2 protein-coding genes and 1 riboswitch are annotated in these 2903 nt (G+C 70.9%); both genes read left to right on the top strand.

Translation table 11 applies throughout. The features are described 5' to 3' along the window. Positions 1-388 precede the first annotated feature (388 nt). Positions 389-507, top strand: a riboswitch (SAM riboswitch). Positions 508-577: 70 nt separating this feature from the next. Beyond that, positions 578-1615: a homoserine O-succinyltransferase MetX gene (metX, locus tag D183_RS0115210; protein ID WP_026144514.1), complete on the top strand. Its 1038-nt coding sequence runs from the start codon at positions 578-580 to the stop codon at positions 1613-1615. Continuing rightward, a complete protein-coding gene (locus tag D183_RS0115215; RefSeq protein ID WP_017909760.1) occupies positions 1612-2829 on the top strand; it encodes an O-succinylhomoserine (thiol)-lyase in 1218 nt (405 codons plus the stop codon). The genes metX and D183_RS0115215 overlap by 4 nt, the downstream gene beginning before the upstream one ends. The last annotated feature ends 74 nt before the right edge of the window (positions 2830-2903 follow it).

A 2903-nucleotide genomic window follows, 5' to 3' on the forward strand; every position in this document is an offset into this window, starting at 1 on the left:
GGCGGCCAGCTCCGCGGTCAACGGCAGCGCGGGGACGGCGGTGAAGCCGGCGCTGTCGCCGAGCAGGCGGATCTGCACCGGGCCGCCGAGCGGATTGCCCAGCGCGACCTCGCGCAGGCCGCTGTCGCGGGCGCTCACCTGCAGCCACGCTGGCGGTGGTTGTGGTTCGGGTCGCGGGGCATTCCATCGCAGCAACGGCTGCGCGAACGCGGCGGTCGCTGCCGCCAGCGACAGGACCACGGCAAGCCAGCGGCGGGGACGGCGTCGGCGCACGGACTGGGGGATCGATGGGGGAAGCGGAGTATGGCCGAGGCCAGGGATCGAAAAATCATATCGCTTCATCCGAATAAAGAGATTGACAAGGCCGAAAATCGCTGGCATCGTGGCTCCACCATCGAGACCGGCGGAGGGACAGGCCCTTTGATGCCGGGGCAGCCAGCGGATGCGCAAGCGCCCGTGTAGGTGCCAAATCCTGCGGGGACCCACGCGTCCGCCGAAAGATGGTTCGATCCATGCCTTCTGCATGGCGAACGCGAGCTCCGCGAAGCTCGATGGCCGTTCCTCTCCGGATACCGCCATGCGCCTCGTGAACTCGCCTGACCGCCCCACCTCTGCCACTCCGTCCCACGACCGCGTTGCCGCGCCGGCCGACGGCGTGCACGCGATGCGTGGCGAGATCGCGGTCGCGTTGCCGCTGCGCCACGCCGGTGTGCAACTGCTGCGCCTGCGCTACGAACTGAGCGGCCCGGCTGCCGCGCCGGTGGTGTTCGTAGCCGGCGGCATCTCCGCGCACCGCCACCTCGCCGCCAACGCCAGTTTTCCCGAGAAGGGCTGGGCCGAAGGCCTGGTCGGGCCGGGGCGGGCGCTGGATCCCACCCAGCGGCGGCTGCTGGCGTTCGATTTCGTCGGTGCCGACGGCAGCCTGGACGCGCCGATCGACAGTGCCGACCAGGCCGATGCCATCGCCGCGCTGCTGGACGCGCTGGACATCGCGCAACTGCACGGGTTCGTCGGCTACTCCTACGGTGCGCTGGTCGGCCTGCAACTGGCGGTGCGGCATCCGCAGCGCCTGCAGAAGCTGATTGCGGTCAGCGGCGCGCACCGCGCGCATCCGTATGCCGCCGCCTGGCGCGCGCTGCAGCGCCGCGCCGTGGCACTGGGCCAGCTGCAATGCGCCGAGAGCCACGGGTTGTCGCTGGCGCGGCAGTTCGCGATGCTCAGCTACCGCACTCCGGAGGAGTTCGGCGAACGCTTCGACGCGGCGCCGGAAGTGATCAACGGCCGCGTCCGCGTCGCCGCCGAAGACTACCTGGACGCCGCCGGCGCGCAGTACGTGGCGCGCACCCAGGTCAACGCCTACCTGCGCCTGTCCGAATCCATCGACCTGCATCGCATCGAGCCGGCTGCCGTCGCCGTGCCCACCGTGGTGGTGGCGGTCGAAGGCGACCGCCTGGTGCCGCTGTCGGACCTGGTCACCCTGGTCGAAGGCCTGGGCCCGCGCGGCAGTCTGCGCGTGCTGCGTTCGCCCTACGGTCACGACGCCTTCCTGAAAGAAACCGATCGCATCGACGCGATTCTCGCCACCGCCCTTCGCCCCACCGGAGTTGCCGCATGAGCACTGCCCACGACACCGATCTGCCCTGTAGTGCCGCCACCGCCGCGGTCCGCGCCGGCATCGACCGCGATACCGCCTACGGCGCGGTGACTCCGCCGATCGTGCTGTCGTCGAACTTCAGCTTCGACGGCTTCGGCAACAAGCGCCAGTACGACTACACCCGCAGCGGCAATCCCACCCGCGACCTGCTCGGCGAAGCGCTGGCGGAACTGGAGGGCGGCGCCGGCGGGGTGATCACCGCCACCGGCATGGGCGCGATCAACCTGGTGCTCAACGCGCTGCTGCAGCCCGGCGACAAGCTGGTGGTGCCGCACGACGCGTACGGCGGCAGCTGGCGCCTGTTCAACGCGCTGGCCAAGAAGGGCCACTTCGAGCTGATCACCGCCGACCTGACCGATCCGCGCTCGCTGGCCGATGCGCTGGCGCAGGCGCCGAAACTGGTGCTGATCGAGACCCCGTCCAACCCGCTGCTGCGCATCACCGACCTGCGTTTCGTCATCGACGCCACGCACAAGGCCGGCGCGCTGGCGGTGGTCGACAACACCTTCCTGTCGCCGGCGCTGCAGACCCCGATCGCCTTCGGTGCCGACCTGGTGATCCACTCCACCACCAAGTACGTCAACGGCCACAGCGACGTGGTCGGTGGCGCGGTGATCGCGGCCGATGCCGAACTGCACCAGCAACTGGTGTGGTGGGCCAATGCGCTGGGCCTGACCGGCTCGCCGTTCGATGCGTTCCTGACCCTGCGCGGCCTGCGCACGCTGGACGCGCGCCTGCGCGCGCACCAGGAGAACGCGCAGGCGGTGGTGGAATTGCTGACCACGCACGCCGCGGTGCGCCAGGTGTACTACCCGGGCCTGGCCTCGCATCCGGGCCACGCGGTGGCGGCGCGGCAGCAGCGCGGCTTCGGCGCGATGATCAGTTTCGAACTGGCCGGCGGCGAGGCCGAGGTACGCGCCTTCGTCGATGGCCTGCGCTACTTCACCCTGGCCGAATCGCTGGGCGGCGTGGAGAGCCTGATCGCGCATCCGGCGACCATGACCCATGCGGCGATGACCGCCGAGGCGCGCGCCAAGGCCGGGATTTCCGACGGCCTGCTGCGCCTGTCGGTGGGCATCGAATCCAGTGCGGATCTGGTCGCCGACCTGCAGGCCGGCCTGCAGCGCGCGCAACGCGCCGGCGAGGCGCTGGCCCGCAAACGGGTGGACGCGTGAGCAGCGGGTTGGCCGATGCGCCGCTGGCGCCGCTGCGCACGGTGCCCGTCGTGGCCACCGCGCGGCTGGGCCTG

The organism is Xanthomonas sp. SHU 199, from assembly GCF_000364665.1.
GTDB classification, from domain to species: Bacteria; Pseudomonadota; Gammaproteobacteria; order Xanthomonadales; family Xanthomonadaceae; genus Xanthomonas_A; species Xanthomonas_A sontii.

What these genes read in the sequence shown, in the direction of transcription:
- metX (WP_026144514.1), top strand. Translation starts at nt 578, where the DNA reads ATGCGCCTCGTGAACTCGCCTGACCGCCCCACCTCTGCCACTCCGTCC.
- D183_RS0115215 (WP_017909760.1), top strand. Translation starts at nt 1,612, where the DNA reads ATGAGCACTGCCCACGACACCGATCTGCCCTGTAGTGCCGCCACCGCC.